This is a genomic window from Streptomyces sp. NPDC047917 (assembly GCF_043204345.1).
In the GTDB taxonomy this organism is placed as follows: domain Bacteria; phylum Actinomycetota; class Actinomycetes; order Streptomycetales; family Streptomycetaceae; genus Streptomyces; species Streptomyces sanglieri.
This window is the reverse complement of record NZ_JBIDCA010000019.1, coordinates 62,774-84,203: the sequence shown is the minus strand read 5'-3', so window position 1 is coordinate 84,203 and position 21,430 is coordinate 62,774. Positions and strand designations below refer to the sequence as shown.

General features: G+C 68.7%; 20 protein-coding genes. 10 read left to right on the top strand and 10 right to left on the bottom strand.

The window, feature by feature from the left end; all coding sequences use genetic code 11:
* Window positions 1-39: 39 nt before the first annotated feature.
* Together ACGF8B_RS37075 and ACGF8B_RS37070 are read right to left on the bottom strand one after the other, a co-directional pair.
* On the bottom strand, window positions 40-1,713 hold the full coding sequence (locus ACGF8B_RS37075; protein WP_392746818.1) for a caspase family protein: 1,674 nt from the start codon (window positions 1,711-1,713) through the stop codon (window positions 40-42).
* Complete coding sequence (locus tag ACGF8B_RS37070; protein ID WP_392746817.1) at window positions 1,710-2,030, bottom strand: hypothetical protein; 321 nt, start codon at window positions 2,028-2,030, stop codon at window positions 1,710-1,712. Before ACGF8B_RS37070 ends, ACGF8B_RS37075 begins: the two co-directional genes overlap by 4 nt.
* On the opposite strand from ACGF8B_RS37070, the gene ACGF8B_RS37065 reads away from it, so the two are divergent.
* Entirely contained in the window at window positions 1,968-3,200 is a 1,233-nt protein-coding gene (locus ACGF8B_RS37065) for a chloramphenicol phosphotransferase CPT family protein (RefSeq protein WP_392746816.1), read from the top strand. The genes ACGF8B_RS37070 and ACGF8B_RS37065 overlap by 63 nt on opposite strands.
* Before the next feature lie 80 nt (window positions 3,201-3,280).
* Window positions 3,281-4,429: an HNH endonuclease gene (locus ACGF8B_RS37060; protein WP_392746815.1), complete on the top strand. Its 1,149-nt coding sequence runs from the start codon at window positions 3,281-3,283 to the stop codon at window positions 4,427-4,429.
* A 245-nt stretch (window positions 4,430-4,674) separates the two neighbouring features.
* Here ACGF8B_RS37060 and ACGF8B_RS37055 read toward each other — a convergent pair whose 3' ends face one another.
* From ACGF8B_RS37055 to ACGF8B_RS37030, 6 genes are all read right to left on the bottom strand, one after another.
* Window positions 4,675-5,814, bottom strand: a complete 1,140-nt coding sequence (locus ACGF8B_RS37055; RefSeq protein ID WP_392746814.1) for a GDSL-type esterase/lipase family protein — start codon at window positions 5,812-5,814, stop codon at window positions 4,675-4,677.
* A 70-nt stretch (window positions 5,815-5,884) separates the two neighbouring features.
* Window positions 5,885-6,028, bottom strand: a complete 144-nt coding sequence (locus tag ACGF8B_RS37050) for a hypothetical protein (RefSeq protein ID WP_392746955.1) — start codon at window positions 6,026-6,028, stop codon at window positions 5,885-5,887.
* Window positions 6,029-6,362: 334 nt separating this feature from the next.
* Window positions 6,363-6,797 carry a hypothetical protein gene (locus ACGF8B_RS37045; RefSeq protein ID WP_392746812.1) on the bottom strand — a complete coding sequence of 145 codons (435 nt, stop codon included), beginning with the start codon at window positions 6,795-6,797 and terminating at the stop codon, window positions 6,363-6,365.
* A 538-nt stretch (window positions 6,798-7,335) separates the two neighbouring features.
* On the bottom strand, window positions 7,336-7,509 hold the full coding sequence (locus tag ACGF8B_RS37040; RefSeq protein ID WP_392746811.1) for a hypothetical protein: 174 nt from the start codon (window positions 7,507-7,509) through the stop codon (window positions 7,336-7,338).
* Between the two features lie 189 nt (window positions 7,510-7,698).
* Complete coding sequence (locus tag ACGF8B_RS37035) at window positions 7,699-8,334, bottom strand: LuxR C-terminal-related transcriptional regulator (protein WP_392746809.1); 636 nt, start codon at window positions 8,332-8,334, stop codon at window positions 7,699-7,701.
* Window positions 8,322-9,554, bottom strand: coding sequence for a sensor histidine kinase (locus tag ACGF8B_RS37030; protein WP_392746807.1), 1,233 nt, complete (start codon window positions 9,552-9,554; stop codon window positions 8,322-8,324). Before ACGF8B_RS37030 ends, ACGF8B_RS37035 begins: the two co-directional genes overlap by 13 nt.
* Window positions 9,555-9,723: 169 nt before the next feature.
* On the opposite strand from ACGF8B_RS37030, the gene ACGF8B_RS37025 reads away from it, so the two are divergent.
* From ACGF8B_RS37025 to ACGF8B_RS37010, 4 genes are all read left to right on the top strand, one after another.
* Window positions 9,724-10,455, top strand: a complete 732-nt coding sequence (locus ACGF8B_RS37025) for an ABC transporter ATP-binding protein (RefSeq protein ID WP_392746805.1) — start codon at window positions 9,724-9,726, stop codon at window positions 10,453-10,455.
* A complete protein-coding gene (locus ACGF8B_RS37020) occupies window positions 10,452-12,869 on the top strand; it encodes an FtsX-like permease family protein (RefSeq protein WP_392746804.1) in 2,418 nt (805 codons plus the stop codon). Before ACGF8B_RS37025 ends, ACGF8B_RS37020 begins: the two co-directional genes overlap by 4 nt.
* Before the next feature lie 182 nt (window positions 12,870-13,051).
* Window positions 13,052-14,215 (top strand): serine hydrolase domain-containing protein, encoded by a 1,164-nt coding sequence (locus ACGF8B_RS37015; protein WP_392746803.1) that lies wholly within the window; start codon window positions 13,052-13,054, stop codon window positions 14,213-14,215.
* A 394-nt stretch (window positions 14,216-14,609) separates the two neighbouring features.
* Entirely contained in the window at window positions 14,610-15,722 is a 1,113-nt protein-coding gene (locus ACGF8B_RS37010; protein ID WP_392746947.1) for a serine hydrolase domain-containing protein, read from the top strand.
* A gap of 343 nt (window positions 15,723-16,065) precedes the next feature.
* On the opposite strand, the gene ACGF8B_RS37005 is transcribed toward ACGF8B_RS37010, so the two are convergent.
* The gene (locus ACGF8B_RS37005) at window positions 16,066-16,266 is read right to left on the bottom strand and encodes a hypothetical protein (protein WP_392746801.1); all 201 of its coding nucleotides are present in this window, start codon (window positions 16,264-16,266) and stop codon (window positions 16,066-16,068) included.
* Window positions 16,267-16,418: 152 nt separating this feature from the next.
* Window positions 16,419-16,595 carry a hypothetical protein gene (locus ACGF8B_RS37000; RefSeq protein ID WP_392746800.1) on the bottom strand — a complete coding sequence of 59 codons (177 nt, stop codon included), beginning with the start codon at window positions 16,593-16,595 and terminating at the stop codon, window positions 16,419-16,421.
* 296 nt (window positions 16,596-16,891) lie between these two features.
* Here ACGF8B_RS37000 and ACGF8B_RS36995 point away from each other — a divergent pair, with 296 nt between their 5' ends.
* The 4 genes from ACGF8B_RS36995 to ACGF8B_RS36980 all read left to right on the top strand — a co-directional run bounded on the left by ACGF8B_RS36995 (window position 16,892) and on the right by ACGF8B_RS36980 (window position 21,427).
* On the top strand, window positions 16,892-17,677 hold the full coding sequence (locus ACGF8B_RS36995; protein WP_392746798.1) for a hypothetical protein: 786 nt from the start codon (window positions 16,892-16,894) through the stop codon (window positions 17,675-17,677).
* A 206-nt stretch (window positions 17,678-17,883) separates the two neighbouring features.
* Entirely contained in the window at window positions 17,884-18,039 is a 156-nt protein-coding gene (locus ACGF8B_RS36990) for a hypothetical protein (protein WP_392746796.1), read from the top strand.
* A gap of 590 nt (window positions 18,040-18,629) precedes the next feature.
* Window positions 18,630-20,042: a family 2B encapsulin nanocompartment shell protein gene (locus ACGF8B_RS36985; protein ID WP_392746795.1), complete on the top strand. Its 1,413-nt coding sequence runs from the start codon at window positions 18,630-18,632 to the stop codon at window positions 20,040-20,042.
* Between the two features lie 65 nt (window positions 20,043-20,107).
* Window positions 20,108-21,427, top strand: a complete 1,320-nt coding sequence (locus ACGF8B_RS36980; protein WP_392746793.1) for a family 2 encapsulin nanocompartment cargo protein terpene cyclase — start codon at window positions 20,108-20,110, stop codon at window positions 21,425-21,427.
* Window positions 21,428-21,430: the final 3 nt, after the last annotated feature.

Sequence of the window (21,430 nt, the reverse complement as noted above, 5' to 3'; positions counted from 1 at the left end):
ATTCCCCTCCTCGAAGGAGGGGAGTACGGACGAACGTACTCAACCGCGGCAGGACAACTCATCGATCTGGGTCGCACTGGGCTGGAGTTCTTCCGCATGCTGGGCTGAGTTGGGTAGCCGGGTCCGGAACGCTTTTAGCCACTTACCGCTGCCAACGTACTTCACGAGGGCGTCACGGAGGCGTGTGCAATCCTTGTCGTGTCCCTTGGGCAGGGCGATGCCGTATTTACTGGGCCCACCGATGGTGAGATTTGGGACGACCTTGAGTCGGTTGTTGTTCTCCAACTCAAATGCAGAGAGCGGCAGAGTGTCTCCGACGATCGCATCGACGCGCCTGTCCTCCAGGGCTTCGATGCAGGAATGGAATCCCGGCTCCACCAGCATCCGGATTCGACCGTAGGTTTCGCTCCTAATGGTATCCTGCGCCGTTGAACCCTCTTGTGTGCAGACGTACTTGCCGTCGAGGTCGGCCATCTTCCGGATACCCGTCGTTTCGGCCGCCCGGACCAGTAGACCCAGCGCACCGGAAGCGATGGGCCCCACGAATTCAACCTCCTTCATGCGCTTCGATGTCATGGCGAGCGCGGCGTTCAGGTCGACGTCACGGTTCTGCAAAGAAGAAATCTGCTCCACGGTCTGGACATCGACGCGGATCGGTCTCGATTCGATATCTGCCTCCTCCAGTACCCCCTCTACCGCTTCCAGGCTGAAGGCCGAGAAATTTCCCCACGCGGGGTTAAGGAAAAGGGAGTTATCCGTATTGCCCTCCAATCCGACCAGCACTTTGTCGTCACTGAACAGGCTTGAAGTGGAATTCGAGCCGCCCCACAGGAGATTCCCCAGTGCTGCCATGGCAGATAGCACTGCGATGGCTGGGATCGTTCTCCACGCCCATGCGCGGCGGAGTGAGGCCGAATCTGATGTCGCGTCGGTATCCGCGTCAGCCGGTGCCGGTGCGCCGGCTGCGGATGGCGCCTCCGGCTCTCTGGCCGGCCCTCGGACCAGGGAGAGTTCACCGACGGCACCGACGGAGCGCCGCTGCGGACGAGGGAGGCCGAGCCCGGCCAGCTCCTGGTCAACGTGACGGTGCACTTCGTCCAGGTTGAGTGGACCGGGAACTGTCAGAGCTTGGAGCATTGACCCGGTGAACGCCGTATGGGTAGCGCCGGGCGGGGCATGTGACGGGGCGGTGGCCGTGGTGGAAGTCAGGGTGTAGGTACCAGTCAGGTTCAGCTGTCCCACGGCCAGCCCGCTTGGTCCGGCCATGGCGGAGATCGCCTTGCCGGCAAAGCAGCAATCGAGCACGAGCACTCGGGCCTTGGCGCGGGCCCCGCCGACCATCCGTTTCACGAGGTCGAGGTGGATGGCGGACCAACCGATGTTCTGGTTGTCGGTTCCGGTGAGGGCGAAGTGCAGCAGCCCGGCTTCGTCGAGCAGGCCGTGCCCGCAGTAGTAGACCAGCAGCAGGTCCTCGGACTCACGAACGGCTTGGGACAGTGCCGCGCCGACGGTGGCCTGGTCCTTGGGGTCGGCCACCACCACGCAGTGTTCGGGCGCGAACACACCATGAACCGGGTGGGTGAGAGTTCGCCGCAATGCGTCCAGGTTCGCCTGCACGGCAGGAATATCAGGCAACTCGGGGTCGTCGAACGTACCTGTCCCGATGAGTACCGCCCGGCTGGTCGCACGCTCCGGGAAGCGTGTGCCAGTCACCGGGGTGGTGATCCCGGCGCCGGAAACTGTTCCGCGACCTCCCGCAGGAGCGCCTGGGGATCGGCTGCGCGCTGAACGTCCACCTCGATCCGACGCCCGTCCTCAGCACTGATCGTGATCTTGACGTCGGTGCCGCGAGAGGTGGCCCAGGTGCACACCGACTGGATGAGCACGGCCAGGATGCCGCCGGAGCCGAGAGCCACTGTCAGCAGCTCCATGGCGGAACCCATGTGGCCAGGGAGGGGAGGCTGTCGTTGGAGCCGCACCCGGCCGCGCAGATCATCTTCAGAATCCAGCCAGTCACGCAACGCGACCACATGCGGCTGGGCCTCTCCCAAGCCCTCGACAGCCACTCTCAGTTCCGCTCCGACGGGCATTCCTGGCACCGCAACTCCCTAGAAGTGAAGGAACTTGAACGAGTCATCATGGCACGCAGAAGTCGCGCCGAACCCAAGAAGCCCCACTACCGGATGCCGGCGATCGTGGGGACCACCCATCTTCAGGCCCGGGACCGGGACCACGGCCTCAAGCTGGGCAACCGGTCCGTCGACACCGTCGCCCTGCGTCAAGTTCCCCGGGCGAAGGACTACGTTCGCGAGTTCAACACCACCCTCGGATCCAGGCCCCCCGGGCTTCCAGCCCGCACTTCGCCAACCGCAGATTCGATCACCGGTGGTCCGCCGACCGGGCCGTCGCTCGATGCCCGACGCTGCTGGTCGAACCCGCCCCGCGCACCGGCCACTCGCCCGGTTCCTGCCTCGGAGGGCCGCACCGTCGTTGACCGGGCCCGATACGTTGGTTGGATGGGAGCCTCTGTGCAGTATGACCGCCCTGGTCACGTGATCCTTCTCAATGGCACATCGAGTGCCGGTAAGACCACCTTGGCCCGCGCGATCCAGGAAGAAGGCGATGAGCCGTACCTGTACTGGGGCATCGACACGCTCTTCTCGATGGTGCCGGAGAAGTGGGCCGGCGCCCGCGGCGGGCACTTGAGCTTCGAAGGGTTCCGCTACGACCGGTCGGAACGTGACGGGGACCGCCGTCAGCTGATCAGCATCCGGTACGGCGACGTCGGCCGCCGGATGCTTGCCGCCGCCCGTGCGTCGGTCGCCAAGCTGGCGTTCGAGGGCTGCAACGTCGTGGTGGACGAGATGCTGCTGGATCCCGATTTTCTGGAGGACTGGCTCCAGGCGTTCTCCGGCGTAGAGGTCTATCTCGTTGGGGTGTACTGCCCGGTCGATGTGTTGGAGGAACGGGAGGTGGCACGGGGCAATCCGGCGGGCCTGGCGAGGGGGCACCTGCGGACGGTTCATGCCCATGAGGCCAGGTACGACCTCAAGGTCGATACCAGCAAGGCCCCCGCGCAAGAGCTGGCGCGAACGGTTCTCAGGGCTCGCTCGCAGGCTGTAGCAGCGGGGCGCTACGGCGGCGAGCCGCCGTCTTCTGGGGTTCTGGCACACATTCCGTGGACCATGCACGCTGAGTGACGGTTGTCGGGCGAGCGGGCCCTGGGGGAGTTGCCCGGAATTGACCCGTACCGGGTGTGGTGTGGCTGACAGTTCGGCCCGTGGAAGAAGTGGTGCTCCGGCTGGAGAAGTTGCTGTTCCCGTCGATCGCCGACGTGGCGGTGCTGTCCGTCGCCGTGAACGATGAGGCCGACACCGATCCCGAGCACGTCGCCGTCGTCCAGCACCGACACCACCCTGATCTCCGAAGCCGACAGGAACGGCAGCTGTTCCAGCCGGAGCAGGGCGACAAGAAGCAGCAGGATCGGTGGTGTGAACGGCACGACCGTAGCGAGAACCGCGTGGGGCGGGCTCCTGCCATCGGCCGCGGGCCATATGGCTCCCGTCGTCCAGTACAGGTGAAACACGGCATCCACGGTGAGCGCCGAGGCGACGAGCGCGGCGGCCCCGCGCGGCGCCGGACTGTCAGTGCCTCTCCCTACGATGTCGTCCAACTATGGGACAAAGGGGTGGATGTGACAGGAGCGGGACAGGAAGTACTGAGCAAGGACCGGGGGAGCCAGCCGCTGTGGGTGTGGCTCATGGTCCTGACCGCCCACGGCGGTCGCTGTGTGTACTGCGACGAGAGGCAGTCGGAAACCCTGGAGCACGAGGCGCCGCTGGCGAGCGGAAAGGGACGGGACATCTGGTGGAACCTCGTACCCGCCTGTGATCGGTGCAACAGCTGGAAGCAGAAGAAGAGCGCGGTCGAGTGGGTGCTCAACATGAAGTTGCACCACGCCCATCCGAAGGCCGGCTTCTGCCGCAACTCGCTTCCGCTTCATGTCGTCAAAGGGGTCAAGGACCGCATATCCGAGGTGAAGCGCGAGATACAGGACGCTCCCCGGCGTACATGGTTCGAGCGTCACTACGGCGACAGGAAGACACCGCGGCTCCGGCGCGAGAAGCATGAGGAAGTCGAACGGTGCACGGAGAGACTGGGGCGCTACCCCTACCCACCGTGGGAATCGCGGGAGACCGGACACTCGGACCAGCACTGCACGCGCGTCCTGTGCTGCGGGCACACGCAGAGGAACTCCACCTTCACGTACGTGACGTTGCCCAAGTCCGATCGTGAAGACCTGAAGCGGATGGCATACGAAAAGGGGCTGTGGATCGGAGACCTGATCGGCACCCTGCTGACGCCGACGCTCGAAGAGTGGCGCCAGTCCCAACGCGACGACGGCGACTGCCCTCGGCGCGGCGCATAGGCGCCTCTCCGTCCAGCCCGGTGCGGGCTGCCCCACTCGCACCCGATCCTGTCCCCATCGCGGTCGACGTGCAGCCCGCAGCCAGGCGCCCCCTGCGCACCGGAGCGGCGCCGGAAGCCCGCGCAGCGGCACAGTTGGCGAACGCCCCCTGGCCGCCGGCCTCCTCGCGGTACCGGCCGTCCGGCGAATGCCCGGGCCGGCAGCCCGGTTCGCAGCGCATCTCGATACCGGAAGCCAAGAACAGCTCAGCGGAAGGGACCGTCGGGCGCGAAGGCGTGGGCAGCGAAGCGCTCACCCATTCGGCGGTACGCGGCGGCGGTGGGGTGAAGGCCGTCGGGCAGGTCGTCTGCCTCGTCCGGCCCGATCAGCGCTCGTCCGTCGAGATGGTGGAGGTGAGGATCGGACGCCTGTCGTGCCGCAGCGATCCGGGCCAGCTCGGCACGGACCACCGTCAACGACAGTGCGCCGCCGGCCACATCGGCCGGGTCGCCCAGGGCAGTGATCCTCCCGTCCGGCCCGGTCTCGGTCGGGCCGGGCACCTGCTCAAGGGCCGGACAGCTCACCGGGGAGATCAACAGCAGCGGGGTGTCCGGGTGACCGTCCCGGATCGTGTCCAGGAATCCGTGTACCGCCGGACCGAACGTCCGCAACCGGAAGGCGGACAGGCCCACGATGTTGATGCCCACCTTCAGACTGATCAGGTCGGCGGGCGTGTCGCGGATCGTCCGGGCGACATACGGATCCAGCAGCGCGTTGCCCGCCAGACTGAGGTTGATCACCTCCACCCCTCCGAGCGCGGCTGCCACCACCGGCCAGGTCCCGGTCGGGCCGTCGGCCTCGATGCAGTGGCTGATGGAACTGCCGTGATGCACCCAGCGGCGCCGCCCGTCCGGCAGCGGTGCCAGTACGTCGCCGTCGGCGCGCAGTGCCACCAGTTCCGTAGGGGTCTGCTGCGGAAGCCACAGCTCGACGCTCTTCATACCGGCCGGCAGCCCGGCGAACCGTACGGTCCCGGGCTTGCCCGGGACGAGACGCTGTACGGAACCGGGGCCCGCCATCCGCAGCACGTTGCCCACGGGCGCCTGACGACGCCCGGCCAGGGCACCGTCCACCAGCAACTCCAGCATCCCGGTCGGGCGAGGGCGGGGGTCGGTGTCCAGCTGGCCGGTGGAGGTGAGAACCTCGAACTCCAATGCGCGCGCATCGGTGCGGAACACCAGCCGCACCCCCGAAGGCATCACGGTCGTTCCGTAGACCGACGGGTCCTGGTACTGCTCCTTGGTCCACGCCGGCAACCGGCGCGGCATCACCCCTGCCGCTGTGGTCTCCAGGTCCAGCGCACCCCACAACTCCACCGGCCCGCCCATCAATGGAACCGCCCGCATGGCCACCGTCACCGCCCCCGTCCCAGATCAATGCGCTCCGCAGATGACATCGGCCTGGTGCCTCCGTGGTTCATCGACACCCGCCGAACTCCCAGTCGTGGACCTCGACGTCCGCGTACCGGCCCATGTAGAACCAGTGCTCCTCCAGCAACTCCCTGCGTAGCGCGAGGGAGCCCAGTCGGTCTCGGTGGTAGCAGAAGTACTCCATGACCACAGACCCTTCCTCACTACGGGCACCGTCTCAACCGGCCCTGCCGCCCAACACCCCGCGCTCCAGTCGGAACAGCATTCCGTCAAACGGCCTAGCCACCACGGCCGCGCGGTCTCAGCCAAGTGGCATGCGCCGCTCTGCAGTCGAGTGACAGAGTCCGCGTCCGGCCCCGCGATCCCGGGGATGTCCGCTCCGCCGCGGTCGGACATCTCACTGCCGTCTACTGGATCAACCGTGCGGCCGGACGCCTCCGCGTGCTGGACATCATCCGGCTCGGGCAGCCCATGCTGCTCACCGGTGTGTGCAGCGGGATACCTGTACGAGAACCGCCGGCTGTCTACCTCATCCGGGCTGAAGCGTGTACGACGAAGGAGTTGAGGGATGCCCGTGCCTCGACCGAATCCGTCCGCAGTTCTTCGCGGTCTGTTGCGCGGTGAAGGGCACCGATCATCCCGATGGTTTGCTCTGCCCGTGCATGCAGGTCGTCATCGGGCATGAGCAGACGGAGCCGGTGAACCGCCTGGAAGGCCTGGCCGCGGATCCGGAAAGCTTCCGTTCTGGCTGCCACGTGCGCCGGACCGTCCTGTTCCTCCTGCTGGCGGTGCCACCAGTCGTGTTGGCTCCGTATGTATTCGTTGGTCGCGGCGGTGAAGGCGAGGACGGCGCTGCGGCGCTCGCTCCGGTCTGCCACACGCTTCTGGAACCGGTACCCCAGAAGAGAACCGATGAGTGTTCCCGCCACCGCGATGAAGGTCGTAAGTACCTGGTTCACCCTGCTAGTTGACCATGGCCACCCCAGCTCGCTGCCCAGTGCGGCGTCAGGTGCAACGTAGAGCTGCCGGGCAAATGCGGCACCCGCCCTCAAACCGCTCCTCATCGACGCGGTCGTCGCAGGAGTCGCCCTGGTGGGCGAGAGCCTCGCCCTCGCCAAAGCGATCGGCCCTCCCCTCGCCCTCGCCAAAGCGATCGGCCCTCCCCGCGACCTCGCCCTGCGCACCCTCGGTGGGCTGGCGGTCCGCGGTGTCGATGTTGTCCTTGACGAGAACGGGGATGCCGGGACGTCAGCCGCTTGCCCTTCGTGTCCTCCTGAAGTTTCAGGATCGTGGCGCGGTCCAGCCGCTCGCCCCGTCGTCCGTCGCGCTTCCCGTCGTTCTTCGGAGCGTACGGGGCTGCTCCGCCCGCCGAGGTGGCGGAGGCGGCCGGTCGCGGTCCGTCGTCCGGTGTGCAGGGGGTGTTCGTTTTCCGCATCACGCATGAGGAGGGGGTGTCCGGCTCGCTGCCGGACACCCCCTCCTCATGCGCTCGCGCCGCTACCGGTCACTTTTGCCGCTGGTCAGCCACAGTCCCAGCGCCGATCCGACGAAGACGACGCCGGTGCCGACTCCGGCCAGGACCCTCATGGTGCCGGTGTAGTGGGCGAAGGTGCTGACGTAGACCGCCGCCACCGTGGAGACGAAGAGCAGCAGCCAGAGCACGGGCTTCATCAGGGGTTCCTCCTGTTGTGCGCCCCGGCGGCCCGGTGGGCGGCAGGGGCGGGATCTCTTACGCCGTTCACCTTCTCCCCGCGCCCCCGGTCGGCACATCGGACCGTCCCCCCGAACCTGAGGTGTAGCCCGCTACACCCGTGCGACGACGGACGCGTCGCCGCACGGGAGGGCTGTCCGCGACGCAGGTCAGGCGTTCAGGTAGGCAAGCACCGCGAGGACCCGGCGGTGACCGCTGTCGCTCGGCGGCAGGTTCAGCTTGGCGAGGATGCTGCCGATGTGCTTGCTGACGGAACGTTCGGTGATGAACAGGGTCGTGGCGATCGTGGGATTGTCCAGGCCCTGCGCCATCAGCCCGAGAACCTCCCGTTCCCGGGGGGACAGCGCGTCGAGCGGGTCCCGGCGGCTCATCAGCTGGGAGACGACCTCGGGATCCAGCGCCGTTCCACCCGCGGCAACGCGCTCCAGCGCGTCCTGGAATTCTTCGATGTGCCCCACACGGTCCTTGAGCAGGTAGCCGATCCCCGAGGCGCCCTGTCCGAGCAACTCGGCGGCGTAGCTCTCCTCGACGTACTGGGAGAGCACCAGGAGCGGCAGGTCGGGCATGAGTTTCCGGGCCTCGATGGCGGCTCGCAGCCCCTCGTCGCGGAATCCGGGCGGCAGCCGGACGTCCAGGACAGCCACGTCCGGCCGGTGTTCGAGCAGGGTGGGGACAATCTCGGGCCCGCTTCCCACGACGGCCACGATCTCGTGCCCGACGTCTTCCAGGAGCAGAATCAGGCCCTCGCGGAGAAGGACGTTGTCCTCCGCGATCACGATCCGCACGGCAGCACCACCTCAATCGTCGTTCCGGAACCGACAGGGCTGTCGATCCTCGTCGTACCGTCCAGGGCGGCGACCCGCCGGCGTACCCCGGCGAGTCCGCTGCCGGAGGCGGAACCGGGTGTGGCCCCGCCGCACCCGTCATCCTGCACGACGACGCGCAGCGTGGGGCCGTCGTACCGGAGCGACACCTGAGCGCGGCTCGCGTTGCTGTGCCGGGCGATGTTGGTCAGTGCCTCGGCGACGACGAAGTAGGCGGCCGCCTCGACTGCGGCGGGTGGGCGGCGGTCGGTCTCGGGCAGATCCAGGGTGGTGGGGATCGGCCGGCCTGCGGCCAGGGAGCGGATGGCTCCGTTCAGTCCCCGGTCGGAAAGGATCGGCGGGTGGATGCCGCGGATGACGGTGCGCAGTTGGACAAGTGCTTCGTCCACGGTGGTCCTGGCATCGAGCATCATTCTCCTGGAACTCTGGGGGTCCTTGTCGAACCGGCGGTCGGCCAGGGCCAGGCGCATGGCCACCGCCACGAGTTGTGCCTGGGTGCCGTCGTGGAGGTCGCGCTCGATCCGACGGAGTTCCGCCTCGTGGGCCTGGAGGGCTCCCGCGCGCGAGGCGGTCAGTTCCTCGATCCGCCGGCCGGCACCGGTCCAAGTGCCGAGCATGATCTCTGCGATCCACGTCTCCAGCTTCACCGTGGCGGGGGCCAGCCACAAGAAGAGGGCAGCGAAGAGCCAGGCACACACCGCGGACAGGACGATCGCCTGCATCCAGGTGGTGAGGGGGGCGGCAAGGAGGGTGAGGGTTCCGCCGGGAACGGTCCACCACCACAGCGGGATGGAGATCGTCAGCAGCAGGCTGAGCAGCACTCCCAGGACGAGGACGGGAAGGACGAGCCCCACGACGCCGTGAACCAGCATCCACGCCGTGTCCTTGCGGGTGCCCGGGAACCGCAGCAGTTGGAGCGACCGCTGGTAGGCGTTGCCTTCGGGCGTCGGGTAGGGCCGGCGCACGGGGCGGCCGAGAACGCGTTCGGCGCGTCGGCGTTCGGCATCGGTCAAGGCACGCAACGGCCGCACCGCCCACGGCAGGATCGGCGCGAAGATCAACGAGAAGCAGACGAGAGGCAACAGAACGTAACCAGCCAGCGAAGGCAGAGCAGTAGCAAGTCCGCCCAGTAGATACCGCGTGGATCGTAGGCTGTGGAGTGCTCTTGCCTTCAGGTCCATGGACCAAGACGGTACTTCACGGGTGTTCCCTTGTCATAAGTGCGCACTACACCTGGCAGGTGGAGCCCGCTACACCCCCGGTCCGGGAGCGGGACCGCTGCCGTCCGCCCGGCTTGCGCGATTACGTTCGGTACTCGTTCTGACCGATCGAGGAACCGAAGGACCCATCATGCAACCGACGACGACCCGGGCCACGCCGTTCGCTGTGTCCCTGGAGGAGGTCTCCCAGTCCTATGGCGAGGTGACCGCGCTGGACCGGGTCAGCCGGGGGTTCCGCAAGGGCAGCCTCACCGCGATCATGGGCCCGTCCGGATCGGGCAAGAGCACCTTCCTGCACTGCGCCTCCGGCCTCGACCGGCCCAGCAGCGGAACGGTACGGCTCGGTGATCTGGACATGGGAGGGCTCAACGAGACGGAGCTGACCCGGCTGCGCCGCGAACGGATCGGGTTCGTCTTCCAGGGCTACAACCTCATGCCCTCGATGGACGTCGAGCGCAACATCACCCTCCCGCTGTCCCTCGGCGGCCGCCAGGCGGACAGGCGGTGGCTGGACGAAGTCGTCCACCGCGTGGGGATGGCCGGCCAACTGGACCGGCTCCCGGCACGTCTGTCCGGCGGCCAGCAGCAGCGTGTGGCGGTCGCCCGGGCGCTCGTCACCCGCCCGGAGATCGTCTTCGCCGACGAGCCGACGGCCGCGCTCGATCCGAGGTCGGCCGAACACGTCCTGAAGCTACTGCGTGACGCGGTCGACGAGATGGGGCAGACGGTCGTGCTGGTCACCCACGACCCGGTGGCCGCGGCCTGGGCCGACAGCGTCGTCTTCCTGAGCGAGGGCAGGATCGTCGACGAGCTCACGACTCCCTCCGCCGCAACCGTCCTGGCCCACTGGGAGACGCTGTGAGGCGCGGTATCGCCGCCGGAGTGGCGGTGGCACTGGTGTGCGCGGCCATGCTGACGGGCGCGTTCGGGGTCCTGCTGGAGTCCGCACTACGGGCGCACGGATCGGCCGACCGCTATGAGCACGCCGTGGCCGTCATCGCCGCGAGCCAGCGCGTCGAGGTCGTCAAGGACGACCAGACCGATGTCAGGCCGCTGGTGGAACGGGCCCGGGTACCGGTATCGGTGGCGGACCGGGTACGCACGGCACCGGGGGTCACCGAGGTGGTCGCGGACGTCTCTCTGCCGGTGGTCACCGCGGACGGGGCCGTGCGGACCGGCCGCGGCTGGGACGCGACCGCGCTCACCGAGGTCGAACTGCGTGCCGGCCGTGCTCCGCGGGCGGAACACGAGGTCGCGGTGGACTCCGGCAGCGGCAGGGCCGTCGGGGACACCGTCCGTCTCCAGGTCGGCGGCAGGGCGCCGGAGCCCTACCGAGTCACCGGTCTGGTGGCCGACGGGTCCGGCGCAGGCCGCGACGTCTGGTTCGGCCAGCGCACGGCACAGGTCCTCAGCGGCCGTCCCGAGCGCGCGGACGCGCTGGTCGTGCTCGGCACGAAGGAGACGTCCGCCCGGACGCTGCGGGCAGCCGCCCCCGGTCTCGTCGTCGCGACCGGCGCGGGCCGTGGCGACGTCGAGAACCCGGAGGTGGCGGCGGCACGACTCGACCTCATCGGTGTCTGTGCGTCGATCGGCGGAGTCGCCCTCCTGGTGGTGCTGCTGATCGTGACCGGTCTCCTGGACACGTCCGTACGGGACCGGACCCGCGAACTCGCCGTCCTGCGCGCCATCGGTGCCACCCCCCGGCAGGTCCGCCGGGTGATCGTCCGCGAGACGCTCAAGGTCGCGGTACCGGCGTCGCTCCTGGGCGGTCTGCTGTCGCTGGGGCTCGGCACGCTGCTGCACCGCTTCATGGCCGAGCAGGGTGTCCTGCCCCCGGGGCTGGAGCTCGCTCTGGGACCGTTGCCCGTCGTCGGTGCCCTGGCGCTCACGGTGCTCACCGCGGTCGGTTCCGGCTGGCTCGCGGCACGACACGTGTCCCGGATCCGGCCGGCCCAGGCCATGAGCGAGACCTCCGCCGAACCGACTCGGCTACCGCGCTGGCGCGTGATCACCGGCCTGGTGCTCCTGGTCGTCGGTCTCGCTTCCGCCGCCACCGCGTTCGCGTTCGGCGGGCAGGTGGCGACCGCGGCCATGGGCGGACTCGTGCTCTCCCTCATCTGGGCGGCGGCCCTCCTGGGACCCTCGATCGCCCGAGGGGGAATCGTCGTCCTCAGCCCCGCCATGCGCCTCCTGTTCCCGGTCCCGGGCCGGCTCGCCACCGACACGGCCACCGCCGCGGCCGTGCGACTCGCGTCGGTGATCACGCCGATCGCGCTCGCGCTCTCCTTCGGCGCCAGCCAGCTGTTCGTGCAGACCACCGCGGTCAACGCCACCCGGACGCAGGCAGCCGCGGGGCTGCACGCGGACCAGGTGCTCGTCTCGAACGGGCCGGGCGTGCCCCGGGCCACGTACCGGGCGGTGGAAAGGACGGCCGGACCGGGGGCCGTGACAGCGGTGAAACGCACCACCGTGGTGATGTCGGTCGCGGCCCAGCTCCAGTCCCTGCCCACCCAAGGCGTGAAGGGCGCACTGTCCAACCTGGACCCGGGCGTGAAGGCGGGCTCGCTGAAGGGTCTGCGCGGCAGGAACACGGTCGCGCTCAGTTCGAACGTGGCCAGCGCGGCCGAGGTCGGTTCGACCGTGTCCCTCTGGCTCGGGGACGGCACCGTGATCCGCCCCGAGGTGGTGGCCGTCTACGACCGGGGACAGGGCTTCGGGGATGTCCTGCTGCCTCACGACGTGGTCGCCGCCCATGTCACCGACGCGGGCCACGACGACTACCTCCTGGTGAAGGGAGCGGCCGACCTGCGACCGGTGCTCGACCGTTTCCCCGGAACCCGTGCCACGTCCGCCGGACAGTACAGTGCGGCCCTCACCGAGAAGGCACGCCAGCAGGCCCTGCCCGGACTGCTCGCAGTCGCGGCGATCTCCCTGTTCACCCTGATCGGCGTGGTGACCACGCTGGCCGTCGCCACCGCGTCCCGCCGTCGTGAACTGGCGCTGCTCCGGCTCATCGGCGCGACCCGCGGCCAGGTCCTGGCGATGCTGCGGCTGGAGACCTTCCTCGTACTCGGCACGGGGGCCGCCGTCGGCTCCCTGGTCGCGGCGGTGACGCTGCTGACCTTCGGCGGCGCGGTGACCGGTCTGTCCGCGCTGTCGGTGTCCCCCTCGGTCTGCGCGGCCGTACTCGGCACGGTGTTCCTGTCGGGCACGACGGCCGTCATGCTGCCCGCCCGCCGGCTGCTGCGCCGCCGAAAGTCTCCTCGAATCACGTAGCGGAACCAGCTCCCGCCTCTCTCATGCTCCCCGTCCTCGGGCGGGGGCACGAGCGGAAAGCCGTTCCTTCATGCACCGCGACCATCACAGGGCCGGGCCGAGCCACCGGCAGGCCCGTCGCGCCACGACCACCTCTCACTGACCCACTTGATGTTGTTCCCCTACCGAATAGGAGTTGTTCCATGCACGCACGTGTATCGCCGAGGTTCCGTCCCACTCTTGCGCGAGGCGGCCGACGTAAGGCCGTGCTCGCCGTGACCGTGCTCACCGGGGCCGTCATGACCACCGGTGCGCTGTTGCCGTCCGCGGCCTCCGCCGCCAAGCCGGACCCCGTTCAGAAAAGCCTGAACACCTTGGTGGTCGACGACCAGATACCCGCCGCGTCGGCGAGCGTCGTGGACCGCGAGGGCCGGACGCGTCTCTACACCGCGGGTGTCGGCGACCTCAGGACCGGCGCGAAGGTACCCAAGGACGGGCAGGTACGGGCGGCCAGCAACACCAAGGCCTTCACGGCCGTGGTCGTGCTGCAGCTGGTCGCCGAGAAGAAGCTCGCCCTGGACGCCCCCGTCGACACCTACCTGCCCGGCCTGCTCCGCGGCGAAGGCATCGACGGACGCCACATCACCGTCCGCCAGCTCCTCCAGCACACCAGCGGCCTGCCCGAATACCTGGACAAGGGCGCGGTCCTCAAGGATCCGCAGAGGTACTACGAGCCGCGCGAGCTCCTCGACATCGCCCTCGCACAGAAGGCCCACTTCTCCCCGGGCGCGAAGTGGGAGTACAACAACACGAACTACCTGGTCGCGGGCCTGATCATCCAGAAGATCACCGGCCGCCCGCTGGGCGAGGAGATCAACCGGCGCATCGTCGACCGCATCGGACTGCGCCACACCTACTTCCCCACCCCCGGAGACATGACCATCCACGAGCCCCACGCCAAGGGCTACCACCGGGACACAGCCGACTCGCCCTGGCGCGATGTCACCGAACTCGACCCGTCCTGGGGCTGGGCCGCGGGTGCGGTGATCACCACCAACAGCGACCTCAACCGCTTCTACACCGCACTCCTCGACGGCAAACTCCTGCCCCCGGCCCAGCTCGCCCAGATGCGCACCACCGTCCCCACAGGCGCCCCGGGTGTCGGTTATGGACTGGGCCTGATCAGCACGCCGTTGCCGTGCGGCGGCGTTTACTGGGGCCACGGCGGAACCATTCCGGGATCCTTCACCTCTGGAGGTGTCACGGAGGACGGCCGTGCGGTCAACATCGCACTGACCGCCATGCCGGGCGACAGCGCCACCGAACAGCACGCACAGGACGCCGTCGAAACGACCCTGTGCCGCTGAAACCCTCACTGACCCAACCGGAAAGCCGCCGCTCCCGCACCGCGGCCGCAGACGCCCGATGAGGGCGGGTCGGGCCGGTGGGCGGGCCCCTGCCGCCAGCGGCGCTTGACGGTATCGGTCGCCGCTCCCGCTCGCGGGAACGGCGACCGATACCCGGGCGGGCCCGTGCTCACGAGCTTCGCCAGGCCACCGGAGCGACGGTCCGCCCGGCATCGCCCCACGCCCCGCAAGAGCCGGTATCCGGTCCCGGAGTCGGAATCCGCCACCGTCACTGGGGCGCGTACCGACTCGCTCTTCGCTTGCTCTCCACTGTCACGACAGGAGTTGTTCCATGTACGCACGTGTATCGCCGAGGTTCCGTCCCACTCTTGCGCGAGGTGGCCGGCGTAAGACCTTGCTCGCCGTGACCGTGCTCACCGGGGCCGTCATGACCACCGGCGCACTGTTCCCGTCCGCGGCCTCCGCCGCCAAGCCGGACCCCGTTCAAAAAAGCCTGAACGCCCTGGTGACTGACGACAAGATGCCAGCCGCGCTGGCGAGCGTCGCGGACCGCGAGGGCCGGACCCGTCACTACACCGCAGGTGTCGGCGACCTCAGGACCGGCGCGAAGGCACCCAAGGACGGGCAGGTACGGGCAGGCAGCAACACCAAGGCCTTCACGGCCGTGGTCACGCTGCAACTGGTCGCCGAGAAGAAGCTCGCCCTGGACGCCCCCGTCGACACCTACCTGCCCGGCCTGCTCCGCGGCGAAGGCATCGACGGACGCCACATCACCATCCGCCAACTCCTCCAGCACACCAGCGGCCTGCCCGAATACATGGAATCCCCCGTCTTCGCGGACTTCCCCGCCGTCCGGTACCGGTACTTCGAGCCACGCGACCTGCTCGACGGCGCCCTCGCACAGAAGGCCCACTTCTCCCCGGGCGCGAAGTGGGAGTACAGCAACACGAACTACCTGGTCGCGGGCCTGATCATCCAGAAGGTCACCGGCCGCCCCGTAGGCGAGGAGATCGACCGGCGCATCATCGACCGCATCGGACTGCGCCACACCTACTTCCCCACCCCCGGAGAGACGACCCTCCACGAGCCCCACCCCAAGGGCTACGAACGGGAAACGGACGACGGACCTCTGATCGACTACACCACCATGGACATGTCCATGGCGTGGGCTGCGGGTGCTCTCGTTTCCACCAACAGCGACCTCAACCGCTTCTACACCGCCCTCCTCGACGGCAAACTCCTGCCCCCGGCCCAGCTCGCCCAGATGCGCACCACCGTCCCCGCAGAGGCACGCGGCCCCGGCGTCCGCTACGGACTGGGCCTGACCAGCACGCCGCTGTCATGCGGCGGCGTCTACTGGGGCCACGGCGGAACCGCCCTGGGATACCGGACACGAGGAGGCGTCACAGAGGACGGACGTGCCGCCGGCATCGCGGTAACCACCGCCCCGACGGGTAAGGCCTCCCAGCGGGTGGAGGCCGCCGTCGACACGGCGCTGTGCCGCTGATCCAGGCAGAGACAGACGGGAAGGCGGCCCGCGGGGTCGCCGACGCGGCCCCGTCGGTGGTGGGGGCCAACGGTCCCTCTTTGCAACGGTGGCTTCCCAGAATCATCCTCGGCCGACTGCCACCGGGACAGCGCACCACGAGCAGCACGAGTGTGGGGTGTTCGTTGCCGAGGAGTCGCTCGCGTTTGGCGAGGACGTGCTCTTGGACCTCGATGGCTTCGTGGGTGCGTGCCTGGGGGACTTCTGGGTGTCCTTCGCGGGCGTGGAACTGCCGTGCCGCCGCGAGGCCGACGGAGCGCCGGCGGCAGGCGTTCCTGAACGTCCTGCCGACGGGGCGGCTGACTCAGAACAGGGCGTCCTGGTCGGGTTCCTGGTGCTGCAGCGGTGGGACGTCCTTGCCCTCCCACGCTGCTTCCAGGTGCTTGCGCCGGCCCTGCGGCGGGGGCCAGGGAACACCCCACTCCGCAAGCTGCCTCCTCGTCCAGCCCCCGCCGGGAGTCTGCGCGGCGGTCACTTCGTCAGGAGAAGGCACGTAACTCGGCATGACCCTGATGATGCCCAACTCCGGGGCGGACATTGGTGGCTTCTGCCGCGGCTCGTCGTTGGGCCCGGCATCAGCGATGACGGCGGTGACGTGAGACGTCCGTGCTCGGGGGCGCTGTCGGGCGGCGAGCGCACGATCGACCCGCCAGGATGCTACCGATCGGGAACGTGGAGGGCAGCTCCGCCCTGCTCTGCCTCGGCGCTCTCCAGAGCGCTGATCGCTCGGCGGCGCCACCGGGAGCCGGCTGCAACGACGATCACGCCACCCAGCAGACTGACCAGCGGAACACCCCAGGCTGCGGCCATGAACAGCGTCCCGAGTGACTCCATGACGCCCCCTTTCGGGGCGAGAGTACTCCGCAGGACGCGCCATCACGTCCTTGGAGCGGCTCTTGGCCCGAGAGGGGGGCGAAAACTGGTGCAGGGATCTCTGTACTCGATGGAGCACTCTCACAAGTACGCCGACACGGTCGCACGTGCGCGGCTGACCGTAAGCGGATCTGGCGGGCATCTGTGCGGCAGGAGTCGTTCCTGCCACTCTGGAAGCCAGGGACGCCGCTCGCTCGGCAACTCTGAGGACCGGATGCGTCGGCGGGGGAAAGCGGGGGCAACGGATGCCAGGCTTCTTGACGGACTTACCGACCTTCTGGGCCTTCGCGGTGGTCTGGGCGGGCGCTTTCACGACGTTCATGGCGTTCTCGCTGCTCCGCCTCCGGTACGTGCTCCGGCGCGACCGGCAGGCCATCGGACGCTTCTTCGAGACCGGTGACGCGAAGCCCGTTCTCGCCATGTATCACCTTGAGGGAGAGCGGGCCGCGACACACGCCGGGATGCTGCTGCTCTCCGCCGGGCCCCGCTCCTCCCGCGGCCGGCGCCGGGCGGTCCCGGAAGCAGGACCGGAAACGCACCCCCTGCTGGCGTCCCTTCAGACAGCCGTCGACGACGCCGGAGGGAGCGGCTCTCTGGAGGAGGCGAGAGCATCGTCCCGCTTCCCGGCCTTCCGCTCCCAGTTGCGGCGGACAGCACGACGCAACCTCCCCGTTCGTCGGACGCGCGACGTGCCCGGCGCAAGGGAAGGGTGGGCCGCGGTGTGCGGTCTGTTCGCCGTCCTCGTCCTCGGCATCGGTTTCTACGCCCGCCGGCCGGGCTCGGACGGGCTCTGGTTCATGATCGCCCTGGCCGTGCATGTGCCGGTGGCGGTCTGGCTCGGTGTGGCGGACGGGCGGAGGGGACCGGAGCAGTGGCCCGAGTTCGGGGCGCTGTGCGAGCGCTGCGTCGCCGAGGCGGGCGTTCGCGTCCTTGAACCGGAGCGGGTTGCCGGTACGGGCTCCGCCGCTACCTCCGGCTGGGCCAACGACGGCGGTGTCGGCGCGGCCAGTTCGTGCGGCGGTGGCTGTGGCGGCGGGGCATGAGCCGGTCGCGGCGTACCACTCGGTGCCTGACGGGCCGGTCGGCGCTTCCGGAGCTGGTGGCAGCCGACATCGCGGGACCGACCGGACGTGCACCGGCATGTTGCCTACCTCACCCGGAAGTTGGGCCGCTGGAGGAGGCACAATCGGTCGAAGGCCGCGGCCATTCCGCGGCCTTCGAGATGCTGACGGCATGGAATGCAACTTGAGTGCGGACGCCGCCTTCGCTCTCGTCGTCCACTGACAATCAGGCCGAACCCGGCCCTGCCCCGCTCACCCGGCACCCGTACTGGTCGACGCTGAGCGAGGACGTGGTCGCGGCACGCATGGCGTTGAAGCACGCCCCCGATCCGGCCGAGGCATAGGCCGTACGAGCCGCGGTCGCCGGGCCTGCGCCCAGTGGACGACCGGCGGTGCCTGCAGGGCATCCTGCTCGTGCTCTACACCGGGATCACCTGGCAGCAACTGCCGTTGGAACTGGGCTTCGGTTCCCTATATCGAACCCTCCCTCCAGCCGTGGCATCGCCCCGACTGAATCCTGGCGCGTTTGCGATGCCGTGAGACGAGGTGCCGGCCGCGACACTGGCGGACCGCGGAGGCAAGGGGCGGGCTTCTCTACGCACCAAACCACCCAAGGCGGACTGAAAACAGGACACCTCCACACCTCCGACTTGCCTGTCGCCCACCGGGAGCCGATCGGCCACCGACCGGAACGCCGGCGCAGCAGGGCCGAATCCCGCTGGTCCCCCGGCAAACATCGCGCAAGCCATGATCAACGGATCGAGTTAATGCCCCGGCTTCCCGTGGTCCACGAGCAGGGGCGGCCTTTAGCGTCGAATCGGATCTGGACGGATGCCCAGATGCTCATTCGCACAGCCCCCCTTTCTTTCTCCTGCCTGTCCGATGACACCGGCAGACGTGCCACCACCGCCCTGAACAAGGAGAGCTCGCCCCGATGACTGTTGACTCGAGCCCGGAAGCACAATCGGAGTCACCTCAGCAATCCAGCCTCGGCACGGCGGCGGCCCGCAACCTCGCCACCACCACCAAGTCCGCCCCGCAGATGCAGGAGATCACCTCTCGCTGGCTGCTGCGGATGCTCCCCTGGGTGGAGACCAAGGGCGGCGTCTACCGGGTGAACCGTCGCCTGACGTACACCGTCGGCGACGGGCGCGTGGAGTTCATCCAGGACGGCGCCGATGTCAGGGTGATCCCCCGCGAGCTCGGTGAGCTGGCCATGCTGCGCGGCTTCGACGACATGGAGGTACTGACCGCCCTCGCAGACCGCTGCGTCCAGCGCGACTTCCAGGTCGGCGAGACGCTGGTGGAACGCGGTGCGAGCGCTGACAAGCTGCACCTCATCGCCCACGGCCGCATCAGCCAGACCTCCGTCGGCGAGTACGGCGACAAGGTCGCCCTCGACGTACTGGCCGATGGGGACCGGTTCGGGGACCACGCTCTGCTGGACGGAAGCGGCCCTTGGACGCACACCGCCACCGCAGAGACATCGGGCACCCTCCTCACCCTGTCACGCGCCGACTTCGAGGCGGTACTCGCCACGGCGCCGGCCTTGCGGGACCACATCGCACAGTTCACCTCGCTTCCCCACCAGCGGCAGAACCACCGTGGCGAGGCGGAGATCGCGATGTCGGCCGGCCACACCGGCGAGCATGAGCTGCCCGGCGCGTTCGTTGACTACGAACTCGATCCGCGCGAGTACGAACTCTCGGTCGCCCAGACCATTCTGCGGATCCACACGAGGGTCGCCGACCTCTACAACGAGCCGATGAACCAGACCAAGGAGCAGCTCAGGCTCACCATCGAGGCGTTGCGCGAGCGCCAGGAGCATGAGCTGGTCAACAACAAGGAGTTCGGCCTGCTCCACAACGCGGACTTCAAGCAGCGCCTCCAGACGCACTCCGGCCCGCCCACCCCGGACGACCTGGACGAGCTGCTCTGCCGTCGTCGCGGGTCGAAGTTCTTCCTCGCGCATCCCAAGACCATCGCGGCGATCGGGCGTGAGTTCAACGCCCGGGGGCTCTACCCGGACCATGTCGACCTCGGCGGTCAGCAGGTCCCGGCCTGGCGCGGGGTTCCGATCCTTCCGTGCAACAAGATCCCCATCACGAAGGAGAGGACCAGCTCGATCCTCTGCATGCGTACCGGCGAGGACAACCAGGGCGTCATCGGTCTTCACCAGACGGGTCTGCCGGACGAGTACGAACCGGGTCTGTCGGTCCGCTTCATGAACATCAACGAGCAGGCGATCACGTCCTATCTCGTCAGCACCTACTACTCCGCCGCCATCCTCGTGCCGGACGCGGTCGGCGTGCTGGAGAACGTGCAGATCGCCCGCTGGCCCAGGTAGCGGGCTCGGCCCGCACCTGCCGGAAGGGCCCCGGGACAGCCGCCCACCTCACGAAGGAGCCATCGATGCCCGCGCCTGAGACGACACCTCCGCAGCCGAGCCTGTCGGCGGCCGCTGCCCGCTTCACGGCGCACTTCCTCGCTGAAGCCGCTGCTCGAGCACGCGATATCAAGGCCGTCACCGGGGAGCTGTCCGGTACACCGTCCGTGCCCGCACCGCCTGCGGATTCCGTTCCGGCACCGCGACCCGCCGGTGCCCCCACAGCCGTGGTGCCAACAGTGCCGGCACCAGTCCACGACCTGAAGCGGGTCATGCGCGGCCCCAGCGGCCTGGGCACGGCGGGCCTGCGCCTGACCCCGCGCGCACCGGTTCCGACGGCTCCTCAGCCGTCGGAACCCGCGGCGGAAGGCAGGCCGATCCCAGGTCTCTACTGTCACCAGGTGGCCGAGCCGGACCCGGTGCGGGTCGAAGAGGTCAGCCGCAGGATCAAGTCCTGGGCGCTGGACGAGGTCTCCCTGTACCCCCAGGATTGGGAGGAACAGTTCGACGGCTTCTCCGTGGGCCGCTACATGGTCGGCTGCCACCCGGACGCACCCTCCGTCGACCACCTGATGATCGCCACCCGACTGATGGTGGCCGAGAACGCGGTGGACGACTGCTACTGCGAGGACCACGGGGGCTCGCCCGACGGCCTCGGCGAACGCCTTCTGCTGGCGCACACCGCGCTCGACCCCGTGTACACGACGGAGGAGTACCAGGCGCCATGGGCGAAGTCGCTCCATGCCGACGCGCCTCGGCGCGCCTACCGCTCCGCCATGGCCTACTTCGACCAGGCGGCGAGCCCCTCGCGGAGCGACCGGTTCCGGCACGACATGGCCCGGCTTCACCTGGGGTATCTCGCCGAAGCCGCCTGGGCACAGATGGACCACGTCCCCGAGGTGTGGGAGTACCTGGCGATGCGCCAGTTCAACAACTTCCGCCCCTGCCCGACCATCACAGACACCGTCGGCGGCTACGAACTGCCGGCGGACCTACACGCCCAGACCGCCATGCAGAAGGTCATCGCGCTCGCGGGAAACGCGACGACCATCGTGAACGACCTGTACTCGTACACCAAGGAACTCGACGCTCCAGGGCGGCATCTGAATCTGCCTGTCGTGATCGCCGAACGTGAGGGCCTCTCCGAACGGGACGCCTATCTGAAGTCGGTCGAGGTCCACAACGAGCTCATGCACGACTTCGAGAGCAACGCCGCGGCCCTGGCCGCCGATTGCCCCATCCCGACCGTGCAACGCTTCCTGCGAGGCGTGGCCGCCTGGGTCGACGGAAACCATCACTGGCACCAGACCAACACCTATCGCTACAGCCTGCCCGACTTCTGGTAGGAA